At 62.4% G+C, this 16,941-nt stretch carries 21 protein-coding genes and 1 pseudogene; 4 read left to right on the forward strand and 18 right to left on the reverse strand.

Annotated elements, in window-relative coordinates; all coding sequences use genetic code 11:
• Positions 1-303: 303 nt before the first annotated feature.
• Positions 304-1,253, forward strand: a protein-coding gene (locus KP010_RS21415; protein ID WP_371824251.1) for an IS630 family transposase whose coding sequence is annotated in 2 segments (ribosomal slippage) — positions 304-640 and positions 640-1,253 — 951 coding nt in all. Because the reading frame shifts where the segments join, the coding sequence is not laid out codon by codon here.
• A gap of 205 nt (positions 1,254-1,458) precedes the next feature.
• On the opposite strand, the gene KP010_RS21420 is transcribed toward KP010_RS21415, so the two are convergent.
• From KP010_RS21420 to KP010_RS21505, 18 genes are all read right to left on the reverse strand, one after another.
• The gene (locus KP010_RS21420) at positions 1,459-3,639 is read right to left on the reverse strand and encodes a CDC48 family AAA ATPase (protein WP_216281668.1); all 2,181 of its coding nucleotides are present in this window, start codon (positions 3,637-3,639) and stop codon (positions 1,459-1,461) included.
• Positions 3,636-4,217, reverse strand: a complete 582-nt coding sequence (locus KP010_RS21425; protein ID WP_216281670.1) for a hypothetical protein — start codon at positions 4,215-4,217, stop codon at positions 3,636-3,638. Before KP010_RS21425 ends, KP010_RS21420 begins: the two co-directional genes overlap by 4 nt.
• Before the next feature lie 14 nt (positions 4,218-4,231).
• A complete protein-coding gene (gene gvpH, locus KP010_RS21430) occupies positions 4,232-4,747 on the reverse strand; it encodes a gas vesicle protein GvpH (protein WP_216281672.1) in 516 nt (171 codons plus the stop codon).
• Entirely contained in the window at positions 4,744-5,061 is a 318-nt protein-coding gene (locus tag KP010_RS21435; RefSeq protein ID WP_216281675.1) for a gas vesicle protein, read from the reverse strand. Before KP010_RS21435 ends, gvpH begins: the two co-directional genes overlap by 4 nt.
• A complete protein-coding gene (gene gvpJ / locus KP010_RS21440; protein WP_216281677.1) occupies positions 5,058-5,708 on the reverse strand; it encodes a gas vesicle protein GvpJ in 651 nt (216 codons plus the stop codon). The genes KP010_RS21435 and gvpJ overlap by 4 nt, the downstream gene beginning before the upstream one ends.
• A complete protein-coding gene (locus tag KP010_RS21445; RefSeq protein ID WP_216281679.1) occupies positions 5,698-5,964 on the reverse strand; it encodes a gas vesicle protein GvpG in 267 nt (88 codons plus the stop codon). Before KP010_RS21445 ends, gvpJ begins: the two co-directional genes overlap by 11 nt.
• Positions 5,965-5,967: 3 nt before the next feature.
• Complete coding sequence (locus tag KP010_RS21450) at positions 5,968-6,717, reverse strand: GvpL/GvpF family gas vesicle protein (RefSeq protein WP_216281681.1); 750 nt, start codon at positions 6,715-6,717, stop codon at positions 5,968-5,970.
• Between the two features lie 16 nt (positions 6,718-6,733).
• Positions 6,734-7,060 carry a hypothetical protein gene (locus tag KP010_RS21455; RefSeq protein ID WP_216281683.1) on the reverse strand — a complete coding sequence of 109 codons (327 nt, stop codon included), beginning with the start codon at positions 7,058-7,060 and terminating at the stop codon, positions 6,734-6,736.
• 22 nt (positions 7,061-7,082) lie between these two features.
• Complete coding sequence (locus KP010_RS21460; protein WP_216281685.1) at positions 7,083-7,409, reverse strand: hypothetical protein; 327 nt, start codon at positions 7,407-7,409, stop codon at positions 7,083-7,085.
• A complete protein-coding gene (gene gvpN, locus KP010_RS21465) occupies positions 7,406-8,419 on the reverse strand; it encodes a gas vesicle protein GvpN (protein ID WP_216281687.1) in 1,014 nt (337 codons plus the stop codon). The genes KP010_RS21460 and gvpN overlap by 4 nt, the downstream gene beginning before the upstream one ends.
• Positions 8,416-9,108, reverse strand: a complete 693-nt coding sequence (locus tag KP010_RS21470) for a hypothetical protein (RefSeq protein ID WP_216281690.1) — start codon at positions 9,106-9,108, stop codon at positions 8,416-8,418. The genes gvpN and KP010_RS21470 overlap by 4 nt, the downstream gene beginning before the upstream one ends.
• A gap of 119 nt (positions 9,109-9,227) precedes the next feature.
• The gene (gene gvpA / locus KP010_RS21475; RefSeq protein WP_142864691.1) at positions 9,228-9,446 is read right to left on the reverse strand and encodes a gas vesicle structural protein GvpA; all 219 of its coding nucleotides are present in this window, start codon (positions 9,444-9,446) and stop codon (positions 9,228-9,230) included.
• A gap of 170 nt (positions 9,447-9,616) precedes the next feature.
• Positions 9,617-10,069 carry a response regulator gene (locus KP010_RS21480; RefSeq protein WP_216281691.1) on the reverse strand — a complete coding sequence of 151 codons (453 nt, stop codon included), beginning with the start codon at positions 10,067-10,069 and terminating at the stop codon, positions 9,617-9,619.
• Positions 10,070-10,074: 5 nt separating this feature from the next.
• Entirely contained in the window at positions 10,075-11,565 is a 1,491-nt protein-coding gene (locus KP010_RS21485; protein ID WP_216281700.1) for a PAS domain-containing protein, read from the reverse strand.
• Positions 11,566-11,674: 109 nt separating this feature from the next.
• Entirely contained in the window at positions 11,675-12,535 is an 861-nt protein-coding gene (locus KP010_RS21490; RefSeq protein ID WP_216281702.1) for a GvpL/GvpF family gas vesicle protein, read from the reverse strand.
• Positions 12,522-13,925 carry a sigma-54 dependent transcriptional regulator gene (locus KP010_RS21495; protein ID WP_216281704.1) on the reverse strand — a complete coding sequence of 468 codons (1,404 nt, stop codon included), beginning with the start codon at positions 13,923-13,925 and terminating at the stop codon, positions 12,522-12,524. Before KP010_RS21495 ends, KP010_RS21490 begins: the two co-directional genes overlap by 14 nt.
• A 276-nt stretch (positions 13,926-14,201) precedes the next feature.
• Positions 14,202-14,720 carry a hypothetical protein gene (locus tag KP010_RS21500; protein ID WP_216281706.1) on the reverse strand — a complete coding sequence of 173 codons (519 nt, stop codon included), beginning with the start codon at positions 14,718-14,720 and terminating at the stop codon, positions 14,202-14,204.
• A gap of 101 nt (positions 14,721-14,821) precedes the next feature.
• Positions 14,822-15,142, reverse strand: coding sequence for a hypothetical protein (locus tag KP010_RS21505; protein ID WP_216281708.1), 321 nt, complete (start codon positions 15,140-15,142; stop codon positions 14,822-14,824).
• A gap of 230 nt (positions 15,143-15,372) precedes the next feature.
• Between KP010_RS21505 and KP010_RS21510 the strand changes: the two genes are divergently transcribed.
• From KP010_RS21510 to KP010_RS21520, 3 genes and pseudogenes are all read left to right on the forward strand, one after another.
• On the forward strand, positions 15,373-15,963 hold the full coding sequence (locus tag KP010_RS21510) for a recombinase family protein (RefSeq protein ID WP_216281710.1): 591 nt from the start codon (positions 15,373-15,375) through the stop codon (positions 15,961-15,963).
• 129 nt (positions 15,964-16,092) lie between these two features.
• The gene (locus KP010_RS21515; RefSeq protein WP_371824252.1) at positions 16,093-16,272 is read left to right on the forward strand and encodes a hypothetical protein; all 180 of its coding nucleotides are present in this window, start codon (positions 16,093-16,095) and stop codon (positions 16,270-16,272) included.
• A 73-nt stretch (positions 16,273-16,345) separates the two neighbouring features.
• A pseudogene (locus KP010_RS21520) lies at positions 16,346-16,941 on the forward strand (IS630 family transposase); the annotation flags it as partial.

Here is a 16,941-nt window from a genome sequence, read left to right on the forward strand (position 1 = left end):
CTAACGAACTGCCGGACCCCATCGCATAGCTATCGGCAAAAATTGCACCGCAACCCCGCCTTCAACCTCCGCGAGGCCGACAAATATCATATTATTGAAATATACTTATACATGATGGTTTACGTGATCATATTCATCGAATTGTGGGCAAAACGGCATGGCTATACACTATTCGTTCGAGACGTTGGGATGTGCTGCACATGCCGTCGTTAGAGCATTTTCACGATTGATGGAATCGATTGGGGTTCTCCGCGACGTGGAGCTGTGATTCTCTGCGTATATCGAATCGACGCGGAGGCTTCCATGGGTGCGCCTTATTCGCCTGACCTGCGTGAGCGTGTGATTGCGGCAGTGGATGGCGGCCTTGGCGCTTATGCGTCGGCGGCGGTGTTCCATGTCAGTGTTTCTTATATTTACAAGGCTCTCGGTCGCCGTCGCGCCACCGGCGAGACGACCGCGCGCGCCTCCGGTCGCGGCCCGGCGCAAAAGCTCGCGCCTTTCGACGCGGCCTTGCGGGAGCGGGTGGCTGAGGAGCCCGACATCACACTCGTCGAACTGCAAAGCTGGTTCCTGGCCCAACATGCGACCAAGGTCAGCGTCGGCTGCCTGTGGAAGCAGTTGCGCCGGCTTGGGCTGACGCTCAAAAAAAGTCGCAACACGCCGCAGAGCAACAGCGCGCCGACGTCGCACAGGCGCGTCAGGACTGGCTTGCGCTCCAGGCCGATTTGAACCCGGAGCGCCTTGTGTTCATCGACGAAACCGGCGCATCGACCAAAATGACGCGTCTTTACGGCCGCTGTCCACGCGGCGAGCGGCTCGTGTCTTATGTTCCGTTCGGTCATTGGAAGACGACGACTTTCGTCGGCGCGTTGCGCCATGATCAAATCACGGCGCCTTGCGTGTTCGACGGACCGATGAACGGCGAAACATTTCGCGCGTGGGTGGAGCAATTCCTCGCGCCGACATTGCGTGAAGGCGACATCGTCGTCATGGACAATCTGTCGAGCCACAAGGTCGCCGGCGTCAAAGCGGCGATCGAAAGGGCCGGGGCGAGGCTGTGCTATTTGCCGCCCTACAGCCCCGATCTCAATCCCATCGAACAGTTCTTCGCCAAACTCAAGTCGCTGCTCCGAAAAGCCGCTGCGCGAACCCTCGAAGCGCTGATCGACGCCATCGCCGACGCGCTCACCAAATTCAAACCTCACGAGTGCGAAAATTACCTCGACAACTCAGGATATCGCCACAGACCATGAAAATGCTCTAGAACATGTTTCCCAGAACCACTGCGCGCTTTTTGGGAACATCAAGTCGATCGAGGGTTTGGGGGCGTTCGTTCAGCACTCCCGCATGGTTGGGCGAGCGACGAGCGCGCTCCGCCGCCGTCTAGCGAATTGGACGGTAGGGACGTCAAAAGACTCCATCCTCACGAAGGGCGGGGCGATCGCGGCGTCACCGCGATCAAGGCGACGCCCCGATCGACGCGCGACGGACCGGATTGGCGAGAGCATGCTCGAAGTCTTCCTGCTGGAGCTGAATATTGGCGACGGATGCTCGCCCGGCGTTGGATGTCGACGGAAAAATGCGGCGGAGCGCATTCATCGTGGCGCGATCACAAAAAAAGCGCAGCTCGGCCGCGGACATGCCTTCCGTGCGCCGAGCAAGATCCTCGACATCGACCGCCGAATCGACGGGCCTTCTCCGAAGAAGCACGTCCAATATAGCGTTTCGCGCCGTCGCGTCGGGTCTCGGCACTTCGATATGATAGTCGAGCCGGCCAGGGCGCAGCAGCGCCTCGTCCAGCATGTCGGAACGATTGGTGGCGGCGATCACCCATACGTCCTTCCGCGCCTCGATACCGTCGAGTTCCGTAAGGAGTTGGCTCGTGACCCGATCCGTCACCGGCGATCGATCGTCCGACCCTCGGCTCGACGCCAGCGCGTCGACTTCGTCGAGAAAGACGAGGCAGGGCGCCGACTGGCGGGCGCGGGCGAAGAGATCGCGCACCGCCCGTTCGGATTCGCCGACATATTTGGAGAGCAGTTCCGGCCCTTTGACGCTGATGAAATTGAGATTGCCCTGCGTGGCGAGCGCCTTGACGACCAATGTCTTGCCATTGCCGGGCGGTCCATAGAGCAAGATGCCGCGCGGCGCCTGGAGCCCGATTTTCTCGAAGAGATCGGGTTGCGATAGCGGCCAGCTTATCGCCTCGAGCAGAGCCGATTTGACGGTGTCGAGCCCTCCGACCTCCTCCCAGCCGACATTGGGGACGTCGATCGTGAACTCACGTAGCCCGGACGGCTCCACCTCCGACAGCGCGGCCGAACAATCCTCCATCGTGACCTCCATCGCCAGCAAAGCGTCGTAAGGAACAGGCCCCTTGTCGGGCGCGAGGATCGGCAGATTGCGTCGGAGCGCGGCCATCGCCGCTTCGCGGCAGAGCGCCGCGAGATCGGCCCCGGTGAACCCATGCGCGGCCTCGGCCAGGCGATCGAGATCGACATCGGCGGCGAGAGGCATTCCACGCGAATGAATTTCGAGAATCTCCCGCCGCCCCCGCCTGGACGGCGCCGCGATGGTGATTTCGCGGTCGAAGCGGCCGGGACGACGCAGCGCCGGATCGAGGCTGTCGGGGCGGTTGGTCGCCGCCATGACAATGACCTCGCCCCGGCTCTCGAGCCCGTCCATCAGCGCCAGAAGCTGCGCCACCACGCGCTTTTCGACCTCGCCCTCGACTTTCTCGCGCTTGGGCGCGATCGCGTCGATCTCGTCGAAGAAAACGATGCACGGCGCGCGCGTTTTCGCATCGTCGAATATCTTGCGCAGCCGCGCTTCGCTCTCGCCGTAGAATTTTTGGATGATCTCGGGACCGCTCACATAGATGAAGGCGGCGTTTGTCTCATGCGCGATGGCGCGCGCCAGCAAGGTCTTGCCGCAGCCCGGCGCGCCATGCAGGAGCACGCCCTTGGGCGGACGGATGCCGAGCCGGTCGAAAACTTCTGGGTGAGTGAGCGGCAGCTCGATCATCTCCCGGACTTTCTCGAGCTCGCGCTCCATGCCGCCGAGATCGTCATAGGTGACGACTCCCTCCACTTCGTTTCTGGCGTTCTCCGCCCTTTTTTCCCGCCCGATCTCCTTGTCGATGACGAGAAGGGTGTCGGGATGAACGATCACCGGCCCCTCCGGCTCGGTCCTCGTGACGCGAAAATCGCGATGCCCAGCCGAGAACAGCGCCGCCCGCACCAGATCGCCGCGCAGCACGGGCAGACCATCGAGCCGTCGCGCGATGAAATCGAGTTCTTCCTCGCTGATCCGGCCGGGCTCGAGCGGCGTCATCGCCACGCGGACGGCCTCCCGGCGCGGCGCCGCCGATACGCCGATCTTGCTGTGCAGCTTGGCGCCGGCGTTGATCCGCACGACACCGTCGAGCTGAATGATCTTCTGGCCGCGATGCGATTTGTATGTGGGCATCGCCTTGGCGGTCGTCCGGGTCCTTCCCTCGAGCAGGAGAATGTCGCCGGGCGCGGCGCCGAGCGTCGCCAGAGCCTCTGGATCAAGCCGCACGACGCCGCGGCCGACATCCTCGCGCCTCGCCTCGGCGACGGTGAGTGAAAGCGGCGCGTCCGCCGAAACGTCGATCATCGGGGGGGCTCCTTCGAGGAGAAAAAGGTCGGCGGCGCGTGGATGACGAGCGGCTCCGAAATAATGTCCGGCGGCAGATATTTTCCGGGATCGTGCAGCGCACCGATAAACAGCAAGCCGATTTGCGTCGGGCCGAGCGTCTCTGCGATGCGCGCGGCGATGAAGCGATCGCGCCGATCCAGCAATGAGTCGGCCTGCTCGCCGCCGCCCGCGCCGAGCAGGCGGTACTCCTCCAGCAACAGCTCCGCCGACTCGGAGCCGACGAGCGTCGCGCCGGCGCTCGTCAAGCGCTCGAGCAGCGCATGATTGCGGCTTCCGAGAGCGGCCAGAGTATGCACGAGATCGGCCTCGCGTCCGCACAGAGGCAAGCTGTCCTGATAGAGCTTCACTTGTCTCATATCGAGCGTCAGAGCGTCGATCGCGTCTTCGATGGCTCGCCAGATCGCATCGTAATCGCGAACGCGCTCCTCCCATTTTTGCGCGCCATATTGCGCGATGAAGGCGGCCCTATAGGCGGCGCCTTGCGACCCCATGTCGACGCTGCTGTGCAAGATTGGGATTTGAATGAGGCGTGGCATGTCGGTCTCGCACATCAGGATGGTTGCGGCTGCGGTCGTTTTCTCAGCCGCGCCTCCAAAATGCCGTTGCGAAAATTCAGCCGCGGCGTTTCGTCCGCGAGCTCGCCCTGGACGAGAATCTCCTTGCGGAAATGTCTGGAGCCGCTCTTCGCGTCCAGCGCCAGAATGTCGCCGTCGAGGATGCAGGAATAGTCGCCGTGAACGCCGGGCAGATCGAACAGCACGATGATTTCGTCGTCCTCGTCGAAAATATCGGTGGCGGGCTCGACAAGATCCGGCTGCCGCGGGCGAGCTGTCTCGGCACGACAGGACCCTCGCGCGCTCGCATCCGCTACGGGCTCCTCGTCCGCATCGGGCCGCAGCGAGCGGCGGCCGAGTGAATATTCGACCACGACGCCGTTCTTTTCCTGGCGGCCTCGGCGAGGGAGCTTGCCGCTCTGCTCGATTTCTCCGAGCGCGTCGATGAGATCGGCTAGCCGACGCGCGATCCGGGAGAGGCCGCTCGCGCCCTTGTCATTCTCGCTCGTCATGGAGGTGTCGTCTCCTTTTCTGCGGGGACGCCGGCCTCGAGCCGGCGCAGGCGGCTTTCGAGGTCATTAAGCGGGAAGTCGCCATTCTTTCTCGAATCTGCGTTCCACCAATCGAGTCCGAGTTCGCGCGCGCGATCGACCGAGCAGATGACCAGCCGCAGCTCGACGGTGAGAAGCTCGACCTCGACGAGCTTCACCTTGATGTCGCCCGCGACGACGATTCCCTTGTCGAGTATTCGCTCGAGCAGATCGGCGAGATTAGTGCTCTCGACCGCATGGGTGAGGCCGGCGCGGGAATCGGAAATGGATGTCATGTCACGCCTCTTTCTTCTGTTGCGGCGGGCTCGAAAGCGCCCGCTCCCAAACGGAGCGCGAGATCTTCTCCCTCGAGTCCGAACAGCCGACGGAGCGTCTCGATCTCCTGGGCCTGCGCCAGAAGCCCGCGGCCGAGCGCGTCGATCTCCGCGTCGCTCAGCGCTCCCTTTTCGACGCGGCGCAGAGCCTGCTTCTCCAACAGCTCATGCAGCAGGCCGACCAGGGTCAGCACCAGTCGCAGCAATCCTTTCGGCAGCTCTTCTTGCCGCACGTCTTTCGGTCCGTCGACCGCTTCAAGGCGCGCCTGCGGCGCTCGCTTCGACGTGAGGCGGGGCCGAACATCGATCGCCGAAGACAAGGGAGCGCCGTCACGCGGGACCGGGCGTCGAGGCGATCCGCTCCGCGCGGGCGGCCCCTCTGGGAAAGCGGTGTCGAACGAGGCAAGCAGCAATCGCAGATCGAGGTGAATTAGCTCGACTCCGGCCACGCCGATCGTCGCATTGCCGTCGACGACGACGCCGCATTCGAGCAGCCGATCGAGCGCCTCGGCCAGGGACACCAGCGTCTCCCTTCCAGGCCGGGACGCCTCGAAGTCCCGCCCGAGCTCCTCGTTCGGCGCCGCCGTGGGATAGGCTCTAGGCTGCACCCCCGTCATCCTCCCCTCCGACTTCTTGCTGCTTGCCGCGTAGACGGTCGAGCCGCTCCAACAGCGCGTTCTCCTGCCGCTCGAAGGCTTCCTCTCCCAGTTCCCGATTCTCCAGCCGATGATGCAGCGTGGTCAGCTCGGCAAGGAGCTGTCGCTCCTCCGCCTCGCGTTCGGCCTCGGCCGCCTTGGCGATCTCGCGGAGCACGAACATCATGCCGCGCGCGGGCGCCATCAGAAGATCGTCGATCAGGAACATCGCTCATACCTCCTCGAGCCCGGCCGAAATATCGAGCGAGACGAAATTATGCGGCGGCCATGGGCCGTTCAGGCCGAAGACGAATTCGTCGCCGAAATCGGCGGCGACCGCCTCGATCGCGGCGGCGAGCGAGTCCACCTCGGTGCGCCGAGCCAGCACGGCGAAATTGGCGATTTCCGTCTGGCTGCGGGGCGGCAAAAGTTGCACCTCGACGGCGGCCGGAGCGACGCCTTCGCTCACCTTTTCCGCCACCGTCCCGCGAAACTGCGTGAACACGGATTCGACAAGCTGACCGAGGCGAATCTGCTCTTGTTGCGTGGGCGCGCGGCGGCGGCCGAAGGCGCGGTCGCGCGCCGCCTTCAGCTCCTGCGAGCGCGTGACCAGATAGGTGATCGGATCGGGGCCGTCGAGCTTGACCTGCAATCCGAACTCGACACAGCCGCGAACCCGTTCGAGCATCGCCGCGATATCCGCGTGGCGGCTGCCGAGAAATTCGGCCAGGGCCTCGCGCGACGGGGTGAGCGTGCCGAAGGCCATGGGCAGCATGTCGTATCGCCGGTAGAGAGCGGAGAGAACCTGCTGCTGGGCCAGAATATGTTTCCGCTCGGGCCGGACGGCGCCGCCCGGATGATCGCTGACGATGGCGCAGATTCCATCGTGTGAGATCGATGTGACCGGCCGCCCTCCGATGCCGCCGAGCGGCTCGAATTCCGGCTCGGCCGCGCCGAGGATGCCATAGACGAACATCGACATCTGATTTTCTTTCCCGCTATTCGTCGAGCTCGAAGGCGATCACGGCCAATTGCGAGTCCATGTCCAGGCTCCACCGCTCGCGCTTCAAAACCTCCTGGCTGACCGGAATGCCCAGCGCCTTGACGGCGAGGTCAGGGGTCAAGACATCGGCCTCGACTGTCCAGACCCCCTCTTCGCCGGCGGGCGGAGCGATGCGCGTGATCTTGATCTCTCGGGCCTGCAGCTCGTCCGTGAGGAAGGCGCGCGCGGCGGCTCCGACCGCGCGCAAGCCATTTTCGACGCGGCGATGTTCCGCGCCTTCGCTCAGAACGGCCTCCGACCTTGCTTCCGGTTTCTTTGCCATGGCGAATGCCCGCTCCTTCGATTCAATAGGCGTAGCGGAAACGTCCTCCGCGGGGCCGGCCCGGCTCCGCTCCGCGGCCGATCCGGTCGGACGGGTCTGCTGGAAGCAGAGCGCGCACCATGTTCAGTATCTGCGCCTTTTCCGCCTCGATTTCATTGCTGCGCGCGAGAAGAGCCGCGATGCGCGCCCGCCCCGTACGGATCTCCTGGGCGTGACGGGCGCGTTCGAGCTCGAGGAAGCTAATGCGCAAATAAGCCTTATGGGCGGGAACGGATTCTCGCTCGCCGCCGCGACGCGTCGGAATCTGAGCCAGTCCGCGTGGCGGCATGACGCGGCGGATACGGTTCATGCCGCGTCTCCCGTCTTGGTCGTCGTTCGCGCGCCGCGTGCCCGCCGCGCCGAGCCACAGCTTCGCCGCACCAGACTGTCGATAAAATCGTAGCGTCCTTCCCCCGCCTCGACGCGGAGACCATTCGGCGCGACGCCGGCGAGCATGTCTCGACAGGCCCAGAGAAAATCCTTGTCGTCCGGGTCCGCCTTGGCGCATCTCAGCGATAGAACGCGCCCGATGGCGACGCAGGCGCGGATCGTAGGATGACTTGGATCGCTGCCCTCGCGTCGGCATAGAGCGACGATATCGACGATGCGCTCCGCCTCGGCGAAATCTATGCCCGACTTGGACGCGGTGATCGCTATCTCGGCCTCCCTGTCGTAATGGCCGAGGCTGATCGTCACCATGCGGTCGAGCAATGCGTCCTGAGCGCGATGCACGCCGGCGTATTCGGCTGGGTTTGAGGTGAAGATTGCCCGAAAGTCGGGATGCACGCTGACATAGCCCTCGCCTCGTCCATGGAGCTGCGGCGCATTCAGCACGCCCTCCGACAGGATCGACAAAAATGGATTATTGGCCTCCGGACGGCTGCGATTGAACTCGTCATAGATGATCGTGTGGCCATGGCGGCAGGCGGTGGTGATTCGGTTGTCGACCCAGAGCGCATGGCCCCGCTCTTCGAGCTTGACGACCGAAGAGATGAAATTGTCGATCACTCGCGACTTTCGATAGCCGCTCTCGCGCCCGACCAGATCGGAGCTTCCGAATTCGTGATCTCCGTGCAGAAGCGTGGTCGGTCGCCCGAGCAGCGCGGCGACATGAAAGGCGAGCGTGGTCTTCCCGGTCCCGGCCGGTCCCGAGAAATGCACCGAATATCCCGCGTTGAGATAAGTGAGCGCGCGGTTCGTGATCTCATCGAGCGTGCGCGAGGCGACGAATTCGTCGCTCGGTCGCAGGATGATCGCCGAATTTTCCGCCGCATCGGAAAACTCGGCGAGCGTTTCTTCGAGTCGCTCCGTCGCGCTCATTCCGAAATCTCCGCGCTGTCGGTTTCGGAGACGGATGACGCGCGCCGTCGACCCGAGCGATTTGAATGATCCCTTTGGCCAGACTCCCAATTGGCACTCTCCGATGCGAACGCGGGAACCGCTACGTCGACGGCATGGACGGGCACCGGAACGGGTTCGGGAGAGCTTGCGGCGACAGTCTGCGCCGGCGACGTCGCTGGGGCTCCCGAGAGTCGCGCGCGCCAGGCAGCCCGCGCCCTGAGGCGATCGGCCGACGCGGCGCCGAGATGGTCTCGCACGGATCGGAAGATCGCTTGGCGCTCGGCGGTGCGGATCGTTCTGGCCTCAGCGAAATTGGCGCGCAGCAAAGCGACCTGGCCAGTGAGGTCATTCAGGAAAGCACAGGCGCTCGCCCGCTGAGCGTTCGCCGCACTTTGACGCGCCTGCCCATTCGCCGCCACCGTGCGCCGTCCGTCGGCGAGTAGCCGGTCGACCTCCTGGCGCAGGCCACGGCGATCGGTTGCCGCAGCGTCCTGCCTCACACGAGAAAGCGCCGTGAGAGTCCGCTCGTGCTCCCGGAGTTGCGATCTGACTGTGGCGCGTCGCTCCTCAAGATTTGCTCGCCGTTCCTGGGAGGCGGTCGCGAAGCGTTGGCGGAGAGTGACGATCTCATCGGCGAGACGAGAAAAATCTTCGTAGAGACTCGGCATGGCGGGACCCTTCTGAATTGAAAAACGTTGAGCGAAGAGAGCTCCGCCGGGAGGTGCGCGCTCTCGGACCGTCGGTCTCCGAGGCGTTCTCCCGGCAGGCTCGCGTGGCGAGTTCCGCGTTACGCCGGGGTCGCAGCGGAAGCGGTGAGGCCGACGGCTTCGGCATACTTCAGGTACGTCTCGACCGACGCCACCACAACGCGGGCCTCGACGGTGATGAGCTCGATGCCGACCAGAGAGACCTTCACCCACGCGTCGATCACAATTCCCTTATCGAGGATGCGATCGACCACTTCCGCGAGGCTGGAGGAATCGGTGGTTTTCTGTACACGGGCCATGCTGAACTCCTTCGATGGCGTTGTGTTTCGATTGCCCGCGAGAGACTTCTCCTCACGTGGGCCGTCTATGAATGGCAAAGGTCATGCCATCGGCACCTGCGCAAAACATCGTGTAATTTCAACGATGCTATGGTCGCCATCGTCATGGGGCCGCTTCAGGCGGGCGGGCATTACCGCCCGTTACGGGCGTTAGTCCCCACCTCGCTTTCAGCGCCGCCGCGTTGGCAGGCGTTCTCGCCTCTATCCGAATTTGCGATCCCGGCCATGGCGGATTCGATATCGAAGGGCTTGGCTAGAAAGCGACTGATAACGCCGCTTCGAATGGCGTCGACGATTTTTGGATCGTCTTCCGAGAAATAGCCGGAAATCGCGGTGATCTCGATCCGCGGCTGAAGCTCCGCGATCATTTTCGCCAATTGCATGCCTTCGATGTCCGGTAGTCGCAGATCGACGAAAGCGATGGCGAACCGATTGCCCTCACCGTACAGCGCCAACGATTCACGTCCGCTATGAGCGACCACCGTCCTGTGCCCGCATGCTTCGATTATGCGTCGAAGCACCCAGCACATGTCCGAGTCGTCGTCTATGATCAGAATGGGAAGCTCCGACAGCGTGTTCGTCATCGCGATCACATCGTCTGAGCGGAAAGCGCTGTAGCGGCTGGCGGGAGCGCCTGCGCGAGACGAACCGAGAAAATGCTACCGAGCGGCGACCCTTGCCGCACATTGATGCTGCCGCCATGTTGAATCACGATCGAATGTGACAAGGAAAGGCCGAGCCCCAAACGCCTGCTGTCCTTCCAGGTCGTGAAGAAAGGATCGAATATCCGGGAGATATGCTCTTCGGAAATTCCCGCGCCCGTGTCCCCGATCTCGATCAGGACGTTTTCATTCTCCGCAGTCAACAGGATGGAAAGCTCTCCGCCCTTCGGCATGACCTGGAAAGCGTTGCTCACGAGATTGATCATGACAAGCTCGAGAAGACTTTGGACTCCTTGGGCGTGAAGCGATTCCTCAGGGCCGCGCACGTCCCAGTGGATTGAAGTGCCAACGGAAGCTTCGCCCGATGCGAACATCACCGCATTCTTCAGCACCTGCGTCATGTCCACCGATTCGGTCTCGCGGATACGGCTCGGCCGGGCAAAACGCAGAAGGCTGTCGACGATGAGCGACGCCCGCCTGATGCCGCTGATGATTTTGTCGACGCAATCGTCGAGTAGGGCCGGCGAGGCGATCCGCTGCTTGAGGAGCTGCGCCGCGCCCGAGCTCACCCCGAGCGGGTTGCGGATTTCATGCGCTATGCCCCCGATGACTCGGCCCAGCGCCGCGAGCTTCTCGGCCTGCTGCACTTGCGCTTCGAGCTCCCGTTGCTTGAGAAGGTTGCGACCGACCACGACGGCGCCGGTGACTTTTCCGTTGATGTCGGTCATCAGCGAGAGATTCCACGAGACCGGGATGCTCTCGCCGTTCTTACACATCATGGGCCATTCAGCAGAGCGCCGCCGTTCGCTCTGCCCGATCTCGTGAAACCAGATCTCGACGTCGGTGTTCTTCGGCGCCTCGATCAGATTTGCGAGCGGGCGACCGTACATGTCGTTCGACGAAAAGCCTGTGGCCTGTTCGGACGCGGCGTTCCAAGTCAGGATTCTGCCTTCGGGATTGGTGGAAATGATCAGATCGGCCGCACTTTCGACGACGCTCGCGAGATGCATCTGCATCTCTCTGACCTGGTCGGAAAGCCGGAGGAGGTCGGTGACGTCATCCATCACCAGGATCGCTGCGGCGAAATCTCGACGCAGCCGCAATGGACAAATATTATAGGAGTAGATGCGCGTCGAGACACCAGGCGCCCGATATGTCATGCGTTGCCTACGAAGCGTTGCGCCATCGCTGATGACATTCCGAAGCTGCTGCTCGAGCGGCGTATCGCGAAAGGCGACGGGCAACACGTCGTGGAGATGCCTGCCCAATGTCTGCTCTACGCCACGGCAGGATTTCTCGAGGAAGTTTTGATTGGCCATGACCACGCGGAGCTTCTCGTCGAAAATAAAAATCGACGATGGGATCGACGCGTTCACTGCGTGAAAAAAGCTCTCATAGTCCGGCGTCGTGAAATTCATGGAATGCTCCGGTCGGAACGCCGGCTCGGATCCGACTGTCGCCGTATCCAGCGATAGACAACCGATGACGGCCGCGATTCTCTCTCGGGGTCGAGGACAATCACCCTTCTCAATCGAGAGTCGGCCGAAAGCTATAAGGAGGCCAAGGCCCCGAAACGGCGAGCCGGAGCGGCGAGCCCACCTTGACGCGGGCCGGGTTTAACGAACCGAGCGTCGTACGGAGCGCCGCCGCCTGTTCGGAACGAATCAGAAGGACAAGGCTGCCGACCTGTTCTCCATTTATTTCGTTCCCTGTAACTCGCAATCGCGGGCGAGGCGGCCTGAGCACGGCGTTTGATGGTCGGAGCTCATGCTGGAGCTCGGAGAGAAGCGAGACTGCCGCACGGCAGGCCAGTCGCTTCGCCGAGGCGATGAGCGCCGTCCGCTCGCGACAAAGGCGGAGATAACGCGCTCCCGCCGACAGTGAGAGAAAATCCGGCCACTCGCTTGCCGCCGTCCTTTCGAGAAGATCATGCGCGTCGAGGGTTGCGAACGCGCTCACCTCCCACTCTTCGTGGTCCGCGGTCTCACGTAGAAAGCCGGCAATCTGTCGCTCGTGACGGCCAACGAAATCGAGCAGGACCTCGGCCGAAGAGAATAACGTGCCGAAGCCGACCGGAAACACGGCTCCATCCCGCATCGCGAGCTCGAGCACGGCCTCGTGTCGACGGCAGCGCGCCGCCACCCAGGCCGGGTCGTCGAGGTTGCGTTCACCGACGGCGCCGATGAAATCCGCGGTGGGCGTCGGCGCCGCCAGCGCGGCGACCGTTCCCGCTCGAAATAGACGAAAATCGGCGCTCGCCTCCGCATTCGGATTTGACGAAAACGACTCCAGCTTCCTCTCCGTGTCCACGAAGGCATAGAGATAGAAGCTGCTTCCCGCAGGGTCACACGCTCCCCTCCCATCAGTCTGCGCCTCAATGCGAAGCATGTCCGGGCTCCGTCCTCGAGTCCGGCGCTGGCCCCGCCGATCCCAGCTGTTTCAGCTTTGTGCGATAGGTCTTGTAATCCATGCCTAGAAGGCGCGCGGCTTGCGCCTTGTTGCCACCTGCCTGATCGAGCGCGTCGAGAAGCGCCAGCCGCTCGGTCTCACGAACCTGATCGGCGACTATGCGCCGCAGCGACTTACCCGTGGTCCGCCGCGCGCTCACTATTGCCGTCGGTCGATAGGAGCGGCTGCTCCGAAGGCTGGCTTCGACATGCTCGGCGCCGAGAAATGACGTGGCGGTGAGCGTGGCCCGTCGCACGACATTCCGCAGCTCCCTTACGTTGCCAGGCCAATCGTGGCGCTCCAAAAGAGCGATCGCATCTGGCGCGATATCGATGGGATCGCGTTCCAACTCCTTTGATGCTTGCATGAGGAAACGGCGGGCGAGGAGTGCGATGTCCTCCATGCGGCTTCGCAGCGGCGGCAACTCGATGACATATTCGGCAAGACGGAAGTAGAGATCAGAGCGGAAGCGTCGATCCTCGACCTGCGCATAAAGATTTTCATTGGTGGCGGCGATGATTCGCGCATCTACCGGAATCGGGACATTGCCGCCGACCCTGTAGATCGCCCGTTCTTCCAGAACCCGCAGCAGCGCCTGTTGGCCGATGAGGGAAAAGTTCCCGATCTCGTCGAGGAACAATGTCCCGCCTTTCCCCGCTATTTCGAATCGGCCACGACGCCGTTCGTGGGCCCCTGTGTAGGCGCCCTTTTCGGCTCCGAACAGCTCGACATCAGTCAGCGATTCCACCAGAGCGCCGCAATCGACAATGACGAGCGGCGCCTCCTTGCGTCGCCCGCTCGCATGCAGAGTCCGAGCCAGAACTTCCTTGCCGGTTCCCGTTTCGCCGAGGAGCAGAACTGAATAATCGGTCCCGACCACGATTTCCAATTGATCGACGAGTTTCTGGATCGCGGCACTTTCGCCCATCGTCTCCATAATGCCTCGACGAAAATCCGAACCACCAAGAGGCGCGCGGCGTTTAGTTTGCGAAATGGCTCGAAGAACCGTGTCGAGCAGATGATCGTTACAAAATGGCTTGGTCAAATAATCAAAGGCGCCTGAACGAAGCGCGTCCATGGCGCTGGCGATGGTTCCATAGGCTGTCATCACGATCACCGGCAGCGCCATGTCATAGCACCGCAGCCGTTGCAGCACTTCCACGCCATCATCCCCCGGAAGCCGAAGATCGAGAAGCACGATGTCCGGCCGGCGCCGCTGCACGAGCTCGAACGCTTCCCTACCGTCGCAGGCCTCGATTGTTGCAATGCGTGCGTCGCCGAAAATATTGCGCAGGAGCCAACGCATTTCTGCGTCATCCTCGACGATCATTACTACTGGGGGCGCCAAATCCTCACGACAACTGTGTACTGCGACTTTCGAGCGAGAGGCAGATCCCACATCATTCATTCACACGCTCCGTGACAATTGCGCCGACCTGATTTCGAAAAGTCCTGTCCGATCGTAGCGATCATCGCTGCTTCGCGTGCCTCGAAGGGGCACGGCCCTCTGACTTTTGGTCGTCGAACGTTTCCCGGTAAACGAGCCGAACACCTCCACCTCGGCTGCAGGAGGCGACGCTGGACTTCGTTTGCGAAAGCGCCTTGCTCAGATCGCGAACGGGTCGCTGGGCGCGGGAACGAGAATGGCGGATAGCTTGCGACAAAATTCTTCGTTCGAGACTCCGAGCGCTAAGGCGGTCCGGCGGAAGTCGCCCTTGAATCTGCGCAGGGTACGCAAAACGAGGCGGCGCTCGACCGCCTCAAGCGAATTGCCGACGAGCATGTCAACGGCGACATCATCGGTTCGAAGCGGGAGAACGTCGCTTCTGCACGTGCGCCGATCGTTATCGGGCGTTCTTCCTACCATCAGAAGGAGAGGCTCCGCACTATCCGCGCGTTCTTGCGCAGCGACGCGTCGAAGCTGCACTTCGCGCATTGTCGCATCGCGCTCGGTCTGGATCAAAAGCCCGATGGGGTCGCCGACCGAGAGGAATGGGCCGCCCTCGTCGTGACGAACGAGGAATTGCGGCGCGAGCTCGTCGAACGTCGCTTCGTAGAACAGGCTTAGATCAACGCCGAGGGTGCGCAGCCGAACACGGCGATAAGGCGCCGCCGGCCGCGACAATGATTGGTCGTCGTCCCGCCCGGGCGCTTTGGCCGGATCCGCGCCCTCGCGCGTGCGTCTTCCGAACGGCGGCGGCGGTTTGGAGCCGGGAATGCGTAACGTCATCGCAGCACCCCGACTTGCCAGCCTGCGTAGGCGCTAACGATCGCGGTCATGACCACGACTATGGCGAAGGTCGCATTTCCGGCCGCCAGGAAACCAATGATCGCACCCGAAAGCGCGGCCATCGCCATGCCGACTATGGCTGCGCCGCCCCCGTCCCCTTCCGGGTCATATGAGTCGGAACGGCTTTTTCGCGGCCCCGGCCTGTCGGAAGCACCTTCCTCCGCTGCGTGCAAAAACTCTCGAGGAAGCACGTAATTCGCGTTCTGGTGGCAACCGTCGCGACCCAGCGCATCGTCGACGCTCTGTTTATCTGACATAAACGGTCGTTTACGGCCAGAATGAAGACAAAGGAAAGTCCGTGATATCCGATCTGTAAAGCATCGGATTCACAACGGTATTTAGAACCGACCCGCGAGTTTTCAAAGCCGGAAGGAAAGGACCGTTTATGTCAAGGGCGTCGTCGTCGTCAAAATGAGAAAAGGCCTTATTGGAGGCTTTTTCCACTCTGCGGCGGCGTTCTTCCGGCGCGGGAGGACGTAGAAAAAAAATGATGATAGGTTATGCGCGCGTATCGACTGACGAGCAGAAGCTCGATTTACAACTCAGAGCGTTGGAGGCTATGGGATGCAACATGATCCACACGGATCAAGGGCGATCCGGCCTCAGCTTCGACCGGGCCGGCCTCGATGCCGCGTTGCAGTCCCTCGCGCCAGGAGACACGCTCGTCGTCTGGCGTTTGGACCGCTTGGGCCGGTCATTATCCGGTCTCGTTGCGCTGATGGATCAGCTCGGCAAGCGCGGGATCAACTTTCATTCGCTCACTGAGAACATCAACACCAACTCCTCTGGCGGCCGACTGATGTTCCACATGATGGCCGCGCTCGCCGAGTTCGAACGTTCGATCATCAGCGAGAGAACGCGGGCCGGATTGTCCGCCGCGCGCGCGCGCGGCCGGAAGCTCGGACGCCCGCAATCGCTTACTTCCTTGCAAATTGCTTGGGCTCTTCAAGCCGCGCGAGACAGAGGGATGCATTCCCGCGACATTTGCGCCGAACTCGGCGTCTCGACGCGAACTCTACGTCGGTATCTGCACATTGCAGAGCCGAAAAAAGACGCATACGGAGATGATTCGTCCTGACGGATCGCGAGCGGCAATATCATGTCTGGACGTCGGGTAATCACTGTCGGAGCTGTGATGGTGTGGGCGCTCCCGACGGCCTCGATGCGCCAGAGTGGAGGTATTGAATCTCACTCGAGGGAGTCGTCAATGACAAACGTTATCACTATCGGGTCGGAACTGGCGAAGAATGTTTTTCGAGCTCGTGGCGCGGATGCCTCGGGCGCCGTTGCTTTCCGCACGAAGTTGCGGCGAGCGCAGGTGCTGGAATTCTTTGCCGCCCAATCGTCGTGGATCGTAGAGCGTTATCCGAGCATGGCGATTCAATAAAGCGGGACGGATTCCCATATCTCAAGCGGAGCGCTGATCGGCATTGAGCGGCGCGAGCGGTTGGGAGGGGATCATGACGCTGTCGATGGATCTTCGCGAGAAGGTGATGAAGGCGATCCGGGGTGGGATGTCGCGCCGACAGGCTGCCGCCCGGTTCGATATCGGTCCGGCGACCGCCGTGCGCTGGGCCAAGCGCGTCGAGATCACCGGCGAAGTGGCGCCAGGCAAGATGGGCGGCGACCGCCGCTCGCAGCGCATCGAGGCGCACGCCGATTTCATCCTCGCGCAGATAAAGGACTAGCCCGACATGACGGTCATGGAGCTGCGCGACAAGATCAGGGAGAGCCACGGCCTCGCCGTCGGCTATGGGACCGTGTGGCGGTTCCTCGCGCGCCATGGGATCACGCGCAAGAAGAAGACCGGCCACGCCGCCGAGCAGGACAGGGAGGACGTCGCCGAGGCCCGAGAGGAATGGTTCGAGGGCGAACTCGATCTCGACCCGGAAAAGCTCGTCTTTATCGATGAAGCCAGCATCTCGACGAACATGGCACGGCGCTTCGGCCGGTCGCCGCGCGGGGAGCGTTGCCGGGCGTCGATCCCATTTGGACATTGGATGCCGCGCGACAATCAAGGTGAGAGTCCAGCGTCAATCAGGATGAGAATCGCGGG

This window comes from Methylosinus sp. KRF6 (assembly GCF_018887255.1).
In the GTDB taxonomy this organism is placed as follows: domain Bacteria; phylum Pseudomonadota; class Alphaproteobacteria; order Rhizobiales; family Beijerinckiaceae; genus Methylosinus; species Methylosinus sporium.

Bases quoted from the DNA above. Each gene is read 5' to 3' on its own strand.
- KP010_RS21420 (WP_216281668.1), bottom strand. From the start codon at position 3,639: ATGATCGACGTTTCGGCGGACGCGCCGCTTTCACTCACCGTCGCCGAG.
- KP010_RS21425 (WP_216281670.1), bottom strand. From the start codon at position 4,217: ATGCCACGCCTCATTCAAATCCCAATCTTGCACAGCAGCGTCGACATG.
- gvpH (WP_216281672.1), bottom strand. From the start codon at position 4,747: ATGACGAGCGAGAATGACAAGGGCGCGAGCGGCCTCTCCCGGATCGCG.
- KP010_RS21435 (WP_216281675.1), bottom strand. From the start codon at position 5,061: ATGACATCCATTTCCGATTCCCGCGCCGGCCTCACCCATGCGGTCGAG.
- KP010_RS21445 (WP_216281679.1), bottom strand. From the start codon at position 5,964: ATGTTCCTGATCGACGATCTTCTGATGGCGCCCGCGCGCGGCATGATG.
- KP010_RS21450 (WP_216281681.1), bottom strand. From the start codon at position 6,717: ATGTCGATGTTCGTCTATGGCATCCTCGGCGCGGCCGAGCCGGAATTC.
- KP010_RS21455 (WP_216281683.1), bottom strand. From the start codon at position 7,060: ATGGCAAAGAAACCGGAAGCAAGGTCGGAGGCCGTTCTGAGCGAAGGC.
- KP010_RS21460 (WP_216281685.1), bottom strand. From the start codon at position 7,409: ATGAACCGTATCCGCCGCGTCATGCCGCCACGCGGACTGGCTCAGATT.
- gvpN (WP_216281687.1), bottom strand. From the start codon at position 8,419: ATGAGCGCGACGGAGCGACTCGAAGAAACGCTCGCCGAGTTTTCCGAT.
- KP010_RS21470 (WP_216281690.1), bottom strand. From the start codon at position 9,108: ATGCCGAGTCTCTACGAAGATTTTTCTCGTCTCGCCGATGAGATCGTC.
- gvpA (WP_142864691.1), bottom strand. From the start codon at position 9,446: ATGGCCCGTGTACAGAAAACCACCGATTCCTCCAGCCTCGCGGAAGTG.
- KP010_RS21480 (WP_216281691.1), bottom strand. From the start codon at position 10,069: ATGACGAACACGCTGTCGGAGCTTCCCATTCTGATCATAGACGACGAC.
- KP010_RS21485 (WP_216281700.1), bottom strand. From the start codon at position 11,565: ATGAATTTCACGACGCCGGACTATGAGAGCTTTTTTCACGCAGTGAAC.
- KP010_RS21490 (WP_216281702.1), bottom strand. From the start codon at position 12,535: ATGCTTCGCATTGAGGCGCAGACTGATGGGAGGGGAGCGTGTGACCCT.
- KP010_RS21495 (WP_216281704.1), bottom strand. From the start codon at position 13,925: ATGATCGTCGAGGATGACGCAGAAATGCGTTGGCTCCTGCGCAATATT.
- KP010_RS21505 (WP_216281708.1), bottom strand. From the start codon at position 15,142: ATGTCAGATAAACAGAGCGTCGACGATGCGCTGGGTCGCGACGGTTGC.
- KP010_RS21510 (WP_216281710.1), top strand. From the start codon at position 15,373: ATGATGATAGGTTATGCGCGCGTATCGACTGACGAGCAGAAGCTCGAT.
- KP010_RS21515 (WP_371824252.1), top strand. From the start codon at position 16,093: ATGACAAACGTTATCACTATCGGGTCGGAACTGGCGAAGAATGTTTTT.